Genomic DNA, 15,099 nt, shown 5'->3' with positions numbered 1-15,099 from the left:
CAAACATAACCCACTTAAAACCCAATAAACTAAATAATAATCCTTATTTTAACTTAATATTACTTCATCATCACAATATAAACCAATAAATATCAATTAACTAATCAATGAATTATGGAAGATCTCCATTAAATAAAATATTTTAATGAACTTTGAGATTAATGCTTTAGACTTTTGCCATGACTTAAATTGTATGGAAATTCATTGTAAAGTGAGAAAATTAAATTTAATGAGTTAAATAAATTAATGAGGTAATATTATTTTCATTTAAAATAAGTCAAAATAAGTATAATAATGAATATAGAAAAAAAAATGTTAAAATAAATTAGATTTTGTAAAATTTGTAAAATTTTGCGAAATCAGTGTGATTAACCGATGTATCTAAGATCGTCTTCGCCTTGACCTATATTTTTTTTACCCATCATTTCTTGCTCTAATTGTTGAGCTTTTGAAATCATTTTTTTAGTTTCTTCAGCACGTTCATCTAATTTATCTGTGTTGATTTCCATACCAAGTAAAATAGATAATTTATTGATTAATGCTTCAGCTGCTTCAGCATCTATAAAGTAACCTGGAGTTTCACCCATTAAACAGGCTCCTTTCATGTTTCTAAGTTTTCCAAGTCCTAAAAACAATCCAGATGCTCCTACAATTCCTCCATCAGCAGATCTTATAGTAATGTTTGCTTCTTTAAGGACTTCTATTGTTTCAATATCTGTTGCAGCACCAAAAACTTTTGATTCTTCAATAGGATGACCTGTTGCAAGACCACCAAGAGTGAAGATTTCTTTAGCTCCGTAACCTTCTACAAAGTCTAATATTTCTCCACATAAATCATATTGTCCTTCTGGGGACAATCCTTGAGTATTTCCAACAAGTATAATGAAATCTCTTTCTTCATCATTTCTTGCTTTTAAATAGTAGAACTCATTAATCATGTTTTCTACGATACCATCTTCATCTACAAATACTTGTGGGGGGAAGTATGGGGAATAGAGTTCTGCGAATTTAACTCCATTGAATTCTTCTATAATATGATCAGCAGCAAGTTTGCCTACATGACCAATACCAGGTAAAGCTTCTATAAATAATGGATTATCGAAACTAACCTCTTCAATTACATTAAAATGACTTGTTTTCACTTTATCAATCCATTTATAATTATTTTTTTTAATTTATGAGGCATTCAACAATTATTTTTCAAGCATAAATAAAAAATGTTAATAGCTTTGAATTAAATCCAATTGTTGAGCTTTTAAAATTTATGAATTGTTGAATTGCCTATTATACTGTTTATTTTTTGAAATAGCATATGATGAAACTTAACTGTTAAGTTAGAAAATCTTTGATTTTCTTAAACTTTGTTTTGTGACTGAAACTTAGAGAAATCTTTGATTTCTCGTTTTTAAAAGTCTAAGGTGTCTCGTAGTAGAATTCTCCTGTATCTTCCATATCTATCTTCAAGTGAGTATCTTGGAGGATAAACTACATTCAATTCTCCTTCACAATTTGGACATTTGTCTTTAATAGTGTAAATATCACATGTTTTACATTTACGAAGTTTCATTTTCATTCTAATTCCCTTAAAAATTCTCCAGTTCCATTTGCAGCGATAATACTATCTATACATTTTTTTGCAACGTCTTTGAGTTCTTTTTCAGCTAGTATGTAATCTGAAGATGTTACACTGATTCTGTATCGTGGAGCTCCTACTGACTGAACTGTTACATTTTCTCCTTCTGCTGCTTTAAGTGCTTCTCGAATAATCTCCACACCATTTGGATCATATGTTTGGATATCTAGATATCCTGTAATTTGAACTTCTGGAGGAGTTATATTTTTAAGTGCGACTTCAGCAATTGTTTTTGCCCAAGTTTCATCAATACCTTCTTCTATAAGAACATTTTCTCCTTCTTCAACAGAACTTTCAAATGCTCCGTAAATATCTCCAAAAACATCCATAAGTTTATATCCAACTTCTTTATATGCAGTATCGAGATCTTTACCAAGATTTTTCCCAGCGAGTTCTAAAAATTTCTCTGCTTTTTGTTCTATTTTCCATTGTTGGATTTTTTTGGTTCTTTGATCTTCTCTTATTCTTTTTAGGGAAGCATCAACATGTCCTTTTTTTGGAGTAACTCTTAAGACTCGTGCAACGATTTTTTGATTTTCTCGCACATGATCTCTTATGTTTTTAACCCATCCTGAAGAAACTTCTGAAATATGGATAAAGGCTTCTTTACCTTCATATTCTTCGAGTTTCGCGAATGCACCATAATTAAGAACTTTGTAAACTGTACCTACAATAAGTTCTCCTTCATTTGGCCATTCATGACTTTTTCTTACCATTTAAACACCTTTTAATGTGATAGCTATTAATAATAAATTCTATTAATGAGTTCAATTTGAAAACAACGGTTTTCAATAAAAAAAGATAGCTATTATAATTTGTAATTAATATATACTTAAAATTAGCTATTAAAATTTTATTATTAATGTATTTATTCAATATTGTTAATATAGATTTTCATTAATTTCATAAAATAACTAGTTTATGAAATTGTATATTTTCATTAATTTCATAAAATAAATAAAAAAAGTAAATATAATTTTAAAATTTTGATTTATAAAATCAAGTTAAATTAAATTATTTAATAGCTATTGTTTAATTTTATTTTACTACTTCAGCAATGTGTGCTGTGATTTTAGATTTACCACCAGTAGATTCAACCATTGTTTTTCCACAAATAATGCATTTTACTGTAGATGCAGCATGGTCAAATACTATTTGTTCATTATCACAATCTAAACATTTAACTCTTAAAAATTTTCCTTTTCTATCATTAGACATTTGACTCACCTACTTAGCTACAAATTCAGGTTTTCCTGTTCTAAAGGAAGATGCAATATGGGATTTTCCGCATTCTTTACATTTTAAACGTAAATCTAATTTTTTAACAGGTTTGTTACCAGATGGAAGTGGTCTTGGATAACCTCTGTAACCAGATGTAACTCGTCTGAATTGTCTTTGTCCCCACTTTAATTCGCTTGCTTTTCTTTTTTTAGCTATAAGAATTTCATGAATAGTATGTTTCTTACATTTTGGACAATAAGTCCTTTTTTCTTTAGGTATTTTCATCTAAACCACCTTATTTATAATTCAATATTAATTATTATTATAGTTATTGTATTCATTTTACACATGAATTGATATTATTATATAAAGTTAATACATTTCATATTGCCTATGAATTGATAAAATTTAATATAATTTATAATCTGACGCTTAATTAGTAATTAACTTAGCGAATAATTAGTTATTAAGTAATCAATTATATTGAAGATGTTATCTCAAAAATAACAACGATTATTAAAATATTAATGTATCTGGAGATATTATATACACTTATATTAGAAAACAAACATCTCTAAAACAATAATAAATAAGTATAAACAGATTTTATAACAAATAGATATGCATATTAGTTATGATTTTAATCTATATTTAAAGTTAATGGAATTATATAAATGATTCTGAATTTAGAAATTTTCGCAATAAAACAAGGTAATAAACCAAAGTAAAAGAATGTCTAAGGGGGATTAATCTTATAATTTAATATTTGCTAGATTATATTCGAAGCAATCTTGCTTTTCTATTTTTAACAAGGATATTGGCATTAATAGATGGAATTGTAATAATATCTTGTTTAGTGAAGGGCCCATAAATCTTTTTATCTACTCCAACAATAGCTGGAAGATTATCAAATAATAGTATAATGTCACAACTCTTTACATTATTTTTTATTCTAGTTTTTGGTTTTTCAGGAGTTTCTATTTCATCAAGATAGTTTATTTCATCTAAATTAACAAATTGGTCATCAATATTGTCTTTTAAAGGATCTTTTTCTTTTGATTTAATTGTATCTTTATTGGGTTGTGTTGAGGAGGTATCTGTTTTGTCTTGATCTTCCTTGGTTTCTATTGTTGGGCTATTTATTGTTTTCTCTTTGGCACTATCTAATTCTTTTGACTTGGCTATTTGAGTAAGTATATGTTTTTTAGGCTCTGGAGTAATCACTTTAGCCTTTTTAATAGCATTCAATCTCTTTAAAACTTCACTTTCATCTTCGTAGTCTTCTGTTTCATTATCTTCATTTTCAATTTCACCATTTTTATCTTTCAAACTATCACTTAACTTATCCATAGATATATTTTTTCTATGTCCTTTTAAGTTGTCTATAATTGAAAAATAGAGTTTTTCTTCTTCATTGGTGAGATTTAATGGAGTTGTATCTAATAAGTCAAATTGTGCTTGTCCTTTAATAAAAAGATGGTAAGATCTATGTATATTCATTATTGCAGCATCAGCAATCTTGTGCTCCCTTCTTTCGCATATTTCTGTAGCTATTCTCTGACTATCTTTTAAGAGATAATGTTCTTTAGAAAAAGGGTCGTTTCCTACAACTGTTTTAAGTTCATCAATGTAATTATTAGTTCTAGTGTAGAAATCATTGCCAACTCTAGCTAATGTACTATTTGCACGCTCTTTTTTCTGTATTTTTCTTAATTTCTGAAAAAAATCGTCCAAAATCAACCCTCTTTTTAAAATATTGTAATGCCTATTAAACATCTCTTAAATAAATGAACTAAGTGAATTATTAATTAATTCAATTTTTAATTTAGTTAAAATTAATTAATTTGATTCAAAAAGAATATAAAAAGTTATTAACATTATTCTTTGTTAATATATATCTATATATCTTGAAAATATGAAAAATTCATGAAAAATAGCTAAAGTAATAAAAGGTTATTCGCCTACTTTTTTAACTAGTTTAATTTTTCATTTTTCAAAATCCATGTTTATTGATTATTTTTTTTAGTATACTTATTTATTCTTCGTTTTCTATTCTTGGAGCAAGTAGGAAACTAAGTTCACCGTCTTCAGATACCATTCTAAGAACTAAAGTCAATGGCATATCATTTCCGAGTTTGATTATTGCCATGTCAGAAAATTTATCTGCTTTAAGCATTTCTCTAATTTTTTCAAGTGAAAAAACAGATTTAGCATCTATTGTGATTTTTTCTCCATGAATATATTCGATATTTGCTTCTCCAAACTCACCTTCAGCAGATGCTTTAAAACGTTCACTATCAACTATTAAGGAAATCTTATCAGAAAATATGTCAATATCTTGTATCGAGTCTTTAAGAAGTGAAAAAGGAACTTCAAACTCTGTAGGGTAATCTAAATCAGGTGGACTTGGTGCTTCATACTCAATATCAATAAGTCTTATTTTAAACCTTCTTTTAGCTTCACCTTCAAAGGTAATTATAAAATTTCCTTCATCAAGAGACATTAAAACACGATTATCACTTTTAGATCGTTTTAATACTTTCATAAGCTCTTCAGTATCTATATTAATCTTTTCAGGCTCATCACAAACATATTCATCAAATAAAGATGCTTTTAATTCTAAATGAATAAATGTGATGTGACTACGGTCTAATGCATCTAATCTTAGTCCTTCACTGTCGGTCTGTATCTGTACTTCATCAACGATTGATGAAATAGCGTCGAAACTTGTTTTTAATATACTAGGGTCACTTAATTCGGCTTTAAACATTATTAAACCATCCCTCTAACATTGAGCTATATTTTATATTTATTTTATTTAAGGTATTAATATTTAAGGATTAATCTTGAAAATCTTTGATTTTTATACTAAAAATTTTCAAAGTCTTAAGTTAATGCTTATGAAAAGATTTTGCAAAATTCTATATTCTTTATATATTCTTTTAATATAAGATTAAAAAGTTAGATAAAAGTTTTCATCATTGTGAAATCAGTGTTATTTATCAAACTATTATTGAATATTAGTAAAATTCATATAATAAATAATGTTAGTTTTTCATCATATTTATATATTTTATTATTATTCAAGTAAAAACATTTTAATTAAATAAAAAAAATTAAAACTAATACAATTAATATTTAAATATTTAATATTTATATCTTCAATTCAAAATAAATGAATTAATATTAAACTTAGTATAATTATAAACCTAATATTATAAACCTAATATTGAAATTCGAGAATTATTACTTTTTTTTTAATTGTTATTTTTTAGTTGTCCTTAATTCCATTCTTCTTACTTTGTTTACTATTGTTTTTATTTTTAGTTTTATTTTTAGCTGAGCTATTTTTCCTTTTTGAAACATCTTCTTCATTATTTTCAAATTTTTCAAAGTCTTTCATAAATTTAAGTACTTTGTCAATAATAGCTATATTTAAGAGTTTCAGTACTGAAACTATAATAATTAATAATCCTATTAGGATAATAAATGCTCCTAGGAACCCTACTTCTCCAAAAGCAACATTATCTACAACTCTTTCGGAATTACTTGCTAAAATGTTCATACTTATTACTATTAGAACAAAACCAATTATTACTCCTATAATAGCTATTAAAGAATACTTTTTATTTAAATCTGATTTAATAAATAATACTATTTGATTAGATAAGGATATTTCTTTTTTATTTTCACTATCTGAATCCAGTTCATCATTAAAATCCTTATTATTATTAGTATTATTACTATTTTCTATCTTATTACTATTTTCTATCTTAGAGTCAATATCAAATATTTCATCGATATCCAGTTTCCTAAAAATACTTTTTTTTTCATTAGATTTAGACTCTTCATCTAATTCAGAATAATTCTCTTTATTTTTGGAATCATATGATTTTATTTCATTTTCACCTGATATTATTCTTTCTAATTCATCATCATGATTACTCAAATCAAACTTTTCAATATCTTCTTCATAAAAAGGCTTGTCAATTTGATTATCTAAATCATAATCATCATTATTTTCTTTGTCCTCGTCAGATGACTTATACTGAATTACCATTAAAATCCTCTACTAATTTTGATTATAAATTGAGTACATTATATTTTTTCTTAAGTATTTAACAAAAGCATTCATTATAATCGAAATGTCTAATTTATAGAATAGTTTTTAATCAAACTTCACTGGTTAAGTTAGAAAACCTTTGATTTCTCGTTTTTAAAGGGTTTGTTTCATAATACAAAAATATTAAACTATAATATGATAGTAAATAACTGGTTAAACTCATAGTTTACTATTTAATTTTACTAATATCTTTGATTTTAGTAATATTTAAAGGTGTTGCATTGATTAAACTTTAAAAAATAGTCAGAAACAAAATATAGAATAAAATAATATTAAATAAAGCATAGAATAATAGGATAATTTAATTAAATATCAATAAAAACATGATAATGTAATATAAAATATAATATGAAAGTTATTTAGTTTCTAACAGTTTATTTAATCTACATCTTTTGCTGTTTTTAATTAGTCGTATTCTCTCCAAGTGTTTCTACACTCAGTACATCTTAAAAATCTTGTTTCAGCCTCATCTGCACTTCTTGTTTGTCTAAGCCACCAAAAAGCTTTGGTATTGCCACATTCTGGGCATGTGACTTTGGTTGTAGGTAATGTATCTATTTCTTCTCCTTTCATTATTACACTGTCTTGTGATTCAATTTTTTCAGAAACAGCGTACTGATCAGCTTCTTTTTCTGATACATCTTTAGTAAATCCGCATTTACACACAAATTTACCTTTATTAGGAAGCATCATAGCTCCACATTTTGGACAAAATTCCATATTAACGCTCCAATATGTTAATTAATAATGTTATCAAATATCGTTAAACATAATAGTTAAATTTAATTATCTTAATTTAAATTTTAGTTAGGCTTATTCAGATTTACTTAAAGTTTAAAATGTATTTAATAGCATTTAATAGCTATTTGTAATTAATTCTAAAGTAACTTGTATTAGTAACTTGTATTAAATAATATTAATTATTAAGTAACTATTATTTATTATATTATTAAATTTATCAATGTAGTAATTAATATTTACCAATATAGATTAAATTAAACTCTATTTATATGTTACTCTTTTTATAAGATCATTACTTAAGTCATGAAGACATGTTCATGATTTGTATAATAACTTACATATATTTTATTTAACACTGTTTGCATGTTTTCTTCAGCTATTCATTTATTTTATTTATTTTACTAAAATAATCCTTTAAAATTTTGTTGTGGTCGAAAGCTAAACTTATTTTTTCTAAATCGTTGTATGAGAAAATATTAATATCTTTTGCATCACTATCAGCTTTCATCTCATTAAAATCTCCAGTTGCATTGTAGAATATTGTTATTGTATGACCTCTGGGATCTCTGTCATGTTTTGAATAAACTCCTTGAAGACTTTCTAAGTTTATGTTAATATTAGTCTCTTCTTTAGCTTCTCTAATAGCTGCTTCTTCCGTACTTTCTCCGTAATCAACAAAACCTCCAGGAATTCCCCAATAGTCTTTAAAAGGATCATTTTTTCGTTTAATTAAAATAAATTCACTGTTCTTGTTAATATTTTTATTATTTTCATTAAAAATCAAAATGTCTACAGTTATTGAAGGCTTTTTATAATTTTTCAATATTATCACCATTATCAATATTTTTATTTTTAGTTATTTCTATAATATTTCTTAATTACTTCTATATTTTTTAGTTGCTTCTATAATATAGTAGTAATCTCTAATATATACATAAATAAAAATATAATAATGCTAATATAGATTAAAAAGAGTAAAAATGAATTTGTAATGTAATAAACTTAACAATATAGAAATTCAATATTAATTTAAATAATAACTATTTGGAATAAACTAAAGATCATTTTCAAGTATTTTTTTAAATTCTTCAGTTTGTTCTTTTAATTTAGTTGAAGCCTTTAAAAGAGCATTTTTTGAAGATTTTTTTTGATTTGCTTTGATAGTTAGAATAGGTTCTCCGACGATAGGGTGATCAATACCATAAACTGCATATCTAACGCTTTCATCTTCCATTAAATATTTTCTAAGTACATTACATATGCTATGGCTTTCACCAGGCATTTTAATTTCAAGTTCAGTTTTAGTATTTTTTAAGGGTTCCATATCTTTCATAATCTTTCTCCTATCTTAATTTTTGGATTTAATGATTAATAATTAGAAATTATAAGCATTTAAAGCTAATTTAATTAACTTTTTCAAAATAAATAATATATGATTATAGTTTGCAATTACAAATTTGCATAATTAAATTATTAATTTTTAAAAATTGTATTTTAAGTTTTAATCTTTATTTTTTTGTGTATTTATATTTTATTGTAATAATATTTTGTATTATTTTAATACAATTTTTAATACAATTTTTAGTATAATTTTAGCATAATTTTAGCATAATTTTAGCTGAATTTTAATATCATTGTTTGTAACACGTTTAAAGCAAATAATTAGAAGAAATTAATCGTTTTTCTTTTCTATCACATACTTCACAATACAATTCTCCTTTTCTTTTTGTTTGAATCATATAAACCCGGCATTTAGTACACATTGCTTTTAAAACACCTAAATCTTTACTTGCAGTTGATAAATCTACATTATCTCCAACTATCTTAGTTATTTTTGCTTCGATTATGTCTCCAATCCTAAAAGCATCGATTAATTTCTCAAGATATCCTTTTTTTACTTGAGAAATATGAATAGCTCCCATATATGGTAATGCTAATTGGCGATTAGAACCTTTTAGTTTTTGAATCTCAACTTTAGCTCTTTGACCTCTTACATCGTTAATTTGACCATAAATAATGTCTCCTACTTCAAGTAACATTGGTGTGTTAGATTTAGGAACTATTGAAACTTTTCTATTGCTCTTATTTATTGAAACATTTCCAAAAATAGATGATTTGATTTGTCCTTCATCATCATATGTCCCTTCATCTGGTAAAAATTGTTCACTAACACCTAGAATTTCTCCAGGTATTACAAAATCCCCTGTTTTACTACTCATAATATCACCATTTAGTTGTGTACGTTCCATTCATTCAATAAACCAATTTAAATATTTTTATAAGTACAAACTTAATCTATGTATTAAATTGTCTTAAACTAATTAATATTCTTACACTGATTATATTCTTAATTAATTAAAATATTATTAAATTATTACTTAAGTTTAATAATAGCAGTTGCTATTGTTAATTGATAATAATAGATTTAATGATTATAGTATTTAAATTTCGATAATTCTTTAATTGAAAATAAATTGACTATATTTTTAATTGTTTAAAATTAATTTAATTAGTGAAAATAGCTAAAGTATAATCTAATAATCTAAAATAAGTTAGAATAAGTTAGAATAAGATAGAATAAGATAGAATAAGTTTTAATAGCTTATTCTATAATGAGTTAAATAGCTTATAATTAATATAATTTAAATTAACTTGAAAATAAGTTAGGATAAGTAAAATTAATAATAAATAATAATTAAGTTCTTGTTTGTTATGTATATTGATTTTAATTATTGTTCATATCTTTGATGGAATAGAATTTCGTCCAGTTGGTAGTCTTCCCATTTTCGTTTTTTTAAGACTATTTCTAATTCTTGAGGAGTAATTAAAGGTTTTCCTTCATACATATTTGAGTCATCAATAGCTATCCTTGGACATGCAGTTACAACAAAACCTTCTAAATCTAAATAGGGCATTAAAATATCTGGTGTAATGTTATCTACTAAAATAATAAATGCTTCCATTCCTGCATCATTTAAAGTGTTTTTTATATCTTTTGCAAGGTTCATACGATACTGCCCTTCTTTTGAAGATACAAGTATTCCCCATTTTTTTACTTCTTGTGCTATAGCTATTTTTCCAAATCTTATCCTAAGTATTCTATCTGCAAAATCACCAATATCATTAATAGTATTTGAATAAGGGTCAATAGCTATTGTAGGTGCATGTGTAAATAGATGGATTCCTAATGGATGAAAATTTCCACTTCCAATGAAAACATAAACCTCACCATCTAAATTTTTAATAGAGGAAAAATTACATCCAAGTACTTGACCTTTTCTTGTGTTTTTTGAGGATCCTATAACAATTTCTTTTCCATTATCTTCAAAAAAATCTTTAAATTCATCTAATAAATGTAAATGTTGGGTAGTTGTAGCTAAAACTATTTTGGAGTAATTTTTTAATATTTCAAGTGAAGATTTTAGAATTTCTTCTACTTTAACATCTGAATAACTTTCAATAAACATCGTTGGAATGTCATATTTTATTGGAAGAGGAGTATGAGCATAATGAATAAGTAAATCCACAATACCTTTCATTTTACTGTCTGATACATCACACGCTCCAAAACAAGGGTCTCCAGATATTATAACATTAGCACCAGTCTCTTTTTCAATACTTCGACCAATAGATGTTGCTTGAATTTTAAGCCCTTCTGGAAATTGAAGACCAATATTTTGAGCTTTAATTGCTTTTATTTTATGAATAACTTTCTCTAAATCCATATTATATAATGACATACAACTACCTTGATTTAATACTTACTAAACTCTAATCAAATTTTAAACAAGAATATCTACAACTGGTTTACTATCAATAATGTCTAATTTAGCAAGAGTTAATACATTAACACCTGTTTCATTTTTAACACGTTGTTTACCTTCATATTTTTCAACAATAGCTATTACATCTTGTACATTAGCTCCTCTTTCTTTTAATGATGATATTGTGGCAACAAGAGTTCCACCAGTACTTACAACATCGTCTATCACGATTATGTTGTCTTCAGAGTCAATAAAATTAATATAAAGATTTTGTTTACTATATCCAGTTTCTTGAAACACAGAAGTTTCTCCAGGAAGCCCATATTCTCTTTTTCTAATTACAACGAAAGGAATATCGGTTTCAAGAGATAATGCAGTTGCTAAATGAATTCCCATAGCTTCAATACAGACAATTTTATCAATATCTTTCAAATCAACCTTGTCTTTTACAATTGCTACAAGTTCTCTTAAAACATCTGGAACCATTTCAGGAATTCCATCAGTAATTGGATTAACAAAATAATCATAATCTCCTTTTTTTATAACTGGAGAAGCTTCTAATGACTTTTTTAAATTCTCTAACATTCTTTTAATTCCCAATTGATCTAAAATCCATCGCTCTAATAATAATACTAAATAAAATAATATATCCTAGATATATAATCTAATACTAAATATCCATGTAATCGTTATGATTTAAATTTGATTAATAGTTATAATTATTATTTACATTGAATTAATAATATATTTACATTAATTAATAATTATTATAATTAGAAACACTAATTAATTAAAACAATTAAATATATTAAATTAATAAAAAATTTATTAATTAACTATATAAAATTAATACTATATTTAATTATTGATAATTTAATCATTACAATATTTAATTTAATAGGTGTATAATTTAATAGGTGTATTGATTCATTTAAGATATTTTATTAATTTTTAAGTATTATGCTTAAATATATTTAAAAATATGGCTATACAAATAACAATAACTAAAATGGATACAACTCTTATAAATAAAGTATAACTATTATATTAATCTATTTATTCATTAAAACATAGTATAACTATTATAATAAATCTATTTATTCATTAAAACATGGTGATGGAATGTTAGGGAATTTAGGGGAAAATCTTACAAATACTATGAAAAAATTAGCTGGAATGGCGGTTATTGATAAAAAAACAATAAAAGAAGTTGTTAAAGATATTCAAAGAGCTTTAATTCAATCAGATGTCAATATCCAACTTGTTTTAAAATTATCCAAAACTATTGAGGATAGGGCTTTAAATGAAAAGCCACCTAAGGGTATAACTCCAAGAGAACATGTAATAACTATTGTTTATGAGGAAATGGTTAATTTACTTGGTGAAAAATCACATGAATTAAATATTGATGATAAACCGTTTAAAATAATGTTTTTAGGGCTTCAAGGAAGCGGTAAAACCACTACAATTGGAAAATTAGCTAGATTTTTGCAGAAAAAAGGTTATAGTCCAGCTATTGTGTCAACAGATACATGGAGACCAGCAGCTTATGAACAACTTAGACAATTAACTGAAGAATTAAATATTTCATTATATGGAGATCCGAATAACAAAGATGCACTTGATTTAGCTGAGAAAGGTCTTAAAAAGTTTAAAAATCAGAAGATAATCATATTTGATACAGCAGGAAGACACAAAGATGAAGCTGATCTTTTAGAAGAAATGGAAAATTTATCTTCTATCATAGATCCTAATGAAGCAATACTTGTTATTGATGGAACAATAGGTCAACAAGCACATGATCAAGCTAATGCATTTGCAAAAACCACTGATATTGGTTCAATCATTGTAACAAAACTTGATGGTTCTGCGAAAGGTGGGGGAGCATTATCTGCAGTTGCTGAAGTTGGAGCTCCTATAAAGTTCATAGGAACTGGGGAACGGTTAGACGATTTTGAAGTATTTGATCCTGAAAGATTTATTTCACGACTTCTTGGAATGGGAGATATTAAAACTTTAATTGAAAAGGCTGAAGAAGTTATAGATGAAGATGTAGCTGCTGAAACCATGAATGCAATGCTTAGTGGTAAATTCACAATTAAAGACATGAAAAACCAGTTTGACATGATGGGTAAAATGGGACCTGTGCAACAAGTAATGAACATGGTTCCAGGGATTGGTGCTAAAATCCCTAAAGAAGCTAGAAAAATGACTGAAGGCAAGATTGACAAGTATAAAATTATTATGAGTTCTATGAGTATCTATGAAATGGAAAATCCAAAGGTCATTAAAAAGTCAAGAATTACAAGAATAGCTAGAGGTGCAGGTGTGAGAAACGAAGAAGTCAAAGAACTCTTAAAGTATTTCAACAGTACTAAAAAAGCAATGAAAGGAATAGGAAAACGAGGAGGTGGAGGTGGAATAAATAGATTGGTGAGCCAATTCATGAAATAACTAATAATTGATAGTTATAGATAAATAACTAAAGAAATAGCTAACTGGATAACTATAAAGAAATATCTACGAATTAGATAATTATTAATAAAATAGTTATTAATTAGTAAATATTAATTGAATAGCTATTAAAATACCTATAATTGCATAAATATTCTCATTTTATATTTTTTTAAAAAAGGAAATTATAATCCGTTATTTTTCTCATGCAATAGCTGAATTAGAACAGGGAGTAGTAGAACATATAGTTGATAATTTAAATTTAAGTGATCATGAAAAATATTTTCTTAATAATGAAATGATAGATTTAGCTGAGAAATATTTAGAAGAAAAAATTATCAGCAAAAAATATAGGATGATGCTTTGCACATTGCAATTACCACTGTTATTGGTGTTGATGTATTACTAAATTGGAATTTCAAGCATATAATTAATTTAAATAAAATTAAACTAATTTAATGCTCTCAATATCAAAGGATGATATAATATATTAGAATTAAGAACTCCATAAGATGTTTCTCTAACTTTATATTTCTAAAAGCATTTATTATACTTAGAATAGCTTATTTCTGGAAATAGCTTTTGATCAAACTTTTTTTAAAAGTTTGTTTCATATTTCTAAATAGCTTTTCCTTTGCATTAGTAATATATTTTCCTATATAGCTATTATTAACATAAAACTTAACAATTTACCCAATTACCAACAATAACTCTTTTATTCTTATTATTTTTTAAATTATAACTTATAAACAAGAATCATTAACACCAAAAATAAGAAAAAGAAAGCCACAAACCCCTTAAAAATTGAAAAAGTCTAGGGCTCTAAAAATATATGAATAACAATCATAATGTTAAAATATTTTAAGATATAAGGAGTAAATTTAATGGTCAAATATTCTAAAGAAACAAATGAAATTATTGAAAAAATAGGTGAATATTATGAGGAAAATGATAATTTCCAATTCTTACAGGAGATCTTCCATAATTCATTGATTAGTTAATTGATAATTATTGGCTTATATTGTGATGATAAAGCAATATTAAGTTAAAATAAGGATTATTATTTAGTTTATTGGGTTTTAAGTGATTTATCTTTGTTGATTATTTTTTAGTAAAGTTTAATAATCTTTGTGTTGAAATATGACTTCATGCATTAATGACTT

Annotated in this window: 15 protein-coding genes; 1 reads left to right on the top strand and 14 read right to left on the bottom strand. The window is 25.5% G+C overall.

All coding sequences use genetic code 11. The annotated features are described in order from the left end of the window. Positions 1 to 368 precede the first annotated feature (368 nt). From MBFIL_RS07660 to hpt, 14 genes are all read right to left on the bottom strand, one after another. Positions 369 to 1,142: a proteasome assembly chaperone family protein gene (locus MBFIL_RS07660; RefSeq protein ID WP_066973224.1), complete on the bottom strand. Its 774-nt coding sequence runs from the start codon at positions 1,140 to 1,142 to the stop codon at positions 369 to 371. A 263-nt stretch (positions 1,143 to 1,405) separates the two neighbouring features. Next, positions 1,406 to 1,573, bottom strand: coding sequence for an RNA-protein complex protein Nop10 (locus MBFIL_RS07655; RefSeq protein WP_066973222.1), 168 nt, complete (start codon positions 1,571 to 1,573; stop codon positions 1,406 to 1,408). Beyond that, positions 1,570 to 2,349 carry a translation initiation factor IF-2 subunit alpha gene (locus tag MBFIL_RS07650; protein ID WP_066973220.1) on the bottom strand — a complete coding sequence of 260 codons (780 nt, stop codon included), beginning with the start codon at positions 2,347 to 2,349 and terminating at the stop codon, positions 1,570 to 1,572. Before MBFIL_RS07650 ends, MBFIL_RS07655 begins: the two co-directional genes overlap by 4 nt. Positions 2,350 to 2,671: 322 nt before the next feature. Continuing rightward, positions 2,672 to 2,851, bottom strand: a complete 180-nt coding sequence (locus MBFIL_RS07645) for a 30S ribosomal protein S27e (RefSeq protein WP_066973214.1) — start codon at positions 2,849 to 2,851, stop codon at positions 2,672 to 2,674. A 9-nt stretch (positions 2,852 to 2,860) separates the two neighbouring features. Next, a complete protein-coding gene (locus MBFIL_RS07640; protein WP_066973212.1) occupies positions 2,861 to 3,139 on the bottom strand; it encodes a 50S ribosomal protein L44e in 279 nt (92 codons plus the stop codon). Positions 3,140 to 3,628: 489 nt separating this feature from the next. Then, positions 3,629 to 4,588: a DNA replication complex subunit Gins51 gene (locus MBFIL_RS07635; protein ID WP_066973210.1), complete on the bottom strand. Its 960-nt coding sequence runs from the start codon at positions 4,586 to 4,588 to the stop codon at positions 3,629 to 3,631. Positions 4,589 to 4,889: 301 nt separating this feature from the next. Beyond that, a complete protein-coding gene (gene pcn / locus MBFIL_RS07630) occupies positions 4,890 to 5,624 on the bottom strand; it encodes a proliferating cell nuclear antigen (pcna) (protein ID WP_066973208.1) in 735 nt (244 codons plus the stop codon). A 501-nt stretch (positions 5,625 to 6,125) separates the two neighbouring features. After that, entirely contained in the window at positions 6,126 to 6,914 is a 789-nt protein-coding gene (locus MBFIL_RS07625; protein WP_066973207.1) for a hypothetical protein, read from the bottom strand. 468 nt (positions 6,915 to 7,382) lie between these two features. Further along, positions 7,383 to 7,697 (bottom strand): transcription factor S, encoded by a 315-nt coding sequence (locus MBFIL_RS07620; protein ID WP_066973205.1) that lies wholly within the window; start codon positions 7,695 to 7,697, stop codon positions 7,383 to 7,385. Positions 7,698 to 8,094: 397 nt separating this feature from the next. Further along, positions 8,095 to 8,541, bottom strand: coding sequence for an NUDIX domain-containing protein (locus MBFIL_RS07615; protein WP_066973201.1), 447 nt, complete (start codon positions 8,539 to 8,541; stop codon positions 8,095 to 8,097). Between the two features lie 231 nt (positions 8,542 to 8,772). Further along, the gene (locus tag MBFIL_RS07610) at positions 8,773 to 9,051 is read right to left on the bottom strand and encodes a DNA-directed RNA polymerase subunit L (protein ID WP_066973199.1); all 279 of its coding nucleotides are present in this window, start codon (positions 9,049 to 9,051) and stop codon (positions 8,773 to 8,775) included. 316 nt (positions 9,052 to 9,367) lie between these two features. Continuing rightward, positions 9,368 to 9,937 carry an exosome complex RNA-binding protein Csl4 gene (locus MBFIL_RS07605; RefSeq protein WP_066973198.1) on the bottom strand — a complete coding sequence of 190 codons (570 nt, stop codon included), beginning with the start codon at positions 9,935 to 9,937 and terminating at the stop codon, positions 9,368 to 9,370. 510 nt (positions 9,938 to 10,447) lie between these two features. After that, the gene (gene dph2 / locus MBFIL_RS07600; protein WP_066973197.1) at positions 10,448 to 11,458 is read right to left on the bottom strand and encodes a diphthamide biosynthesis enzyme Dph2; all 1,011 of its coding nucleotides are present in this window, start codon (positions 11,456 to 11,458) and stop codon (positions 10,448 to 10,450) included. A 42-nt stretch (positions 11,459 to 11,500) separates the two neighbouring features. After that, a complete protein-coding gene (gene hpt, locus MBFIL_RS07595; RefSeq protein ID WP_066973195.1) occupies positions 11,501 to 12,067 on the bottom strand; it encodes a hypoxanthine/guanine phosphoribosyltransferase in 567 nt (188 codons plus the stop codon). A gap of 537 nt (positions 12,068 to 12,604) precedes the next feature. On the opposite strand from hpt, the gene MBFIL_RS07590 reads away from it, so the two are divergent. Next, the gene (locus MBFIL_RS07590; RefSeq protein WP_066973193.1) at positions 12,605 to 13,936 is read left to right on the top strand and encodes a signal recognition particle protein Srp54; all 1,332 of its coding nucleotides are present in this window, start codon (positions 12,605 to 12,607) and stop codon (positions 13,934 to 13,936) included. The last annotated feature ends 1,163 nt before the right edge of the window (positions 13,937 to 15,099 follow it).

Source organism: Methanobrevibacter filiformis (assembly GCF_001639265.1).
Lineage (GTDB): Archaea > Methanobacteriota > Methanobacteria > Methanobacteriales > Methanobacteriaceae > Methanacia > Methanacia filiformis.
This window is presented reverse-complemented; position numbering and strand designations above follow the sequence as displayed.

What these genes read in the sequence shown, in the direction of transcription:
- MBFIL_RS07590 (WP_066973193.1), top strand. Translation starts at nt 12,605, where the DNA reads ATGTTAGGGAATTTAGGGGAAAATCTTACAAATACTATGAAAAAATTA.
- MBFIL_RS07610 (WP_066973199.1), bottom strand. Translation starts at nt 9,051, where the DNA reads ATGAAAGATATGGAACCCTTAAAAAATACTAAAACTGAACTTGAAATT.
- MBFIL_RS07655 (WP_066973222.1), bottom strand. Translation starts at nt 1,573, where the DNA reads ATGAAAATGAAACTTCGTAAATGTAAAACATGTGATATTTACACTATT.
- hpt (WP_066973195.1), bottom strand. Translation starts at nt 12,067, where the DNA reads ATGTTAGAGAATTTAAAAAAGTCATTAGAAGCTTCTCCAGTTATAAAA.
- dph2 (WP_066973197.1), bottom strand. Translation starts at nt 11,458, where the DNA reads ATGTCATTATATAATATGGATTTAGAGAAAGTTATTCATAAAATAAAA.
- MBFIL_RS07640 (WP_066973212.1), bottom strand. Translation starts at nt 3,139, where the DNA reads ATGAAAATACCTAAAGAAAAAAGGACTTATTGTCCAAAATGTAAGAAA.
- MBFIL_RS07620 (WP_066973205.1), bottom strand. Translation starts at nt 7,697, where the DNA reads ATGGAATTTTGTCCAAAATGTGGAGCTATGATGCTTCCTAATAAAGGT.
- MBFIL_RS07605 (WP_066973198.1), bottom strand. Translation starts at nt 9,937, where the DNA reads ATGAGTAGTAAAACAGGGGATTTTGTAATACCTGGAGAAATTCTAGGT.
- pcn (WP_066973208.1), bottom strand. Translation starts at nt 5,624, where the DNA reads ATGTTTAAAGCCGAATTAAGTGACCCTAGTATATTAAAAACAAGTTTC.
- MBFIL_RS07625 (WP_066973207.1), bottom strand. Translation starts at nt 6,914, where the DNA reads ATGGTAATTCAGTATAAGTCATCTGACGAGGACAAAGAAAATAATGAT.
- MBFIL_RS07645 (WP_066973214.1), bottom strand. Translation starts at nt 2,851, where the DNA reads ATGTCTAATGATAGAAAAGGAAAATTTTTAAGAGTTAAATGTTTAGAT.
- MBFIL_RS07650 (WP_066973220.1), bottom strand. Translation starts at nt 2,349, where the DNA reads ATGGTAAGAAAAAGTCATGAATGGCCAAATGAAGGAGAACTTATTGTA.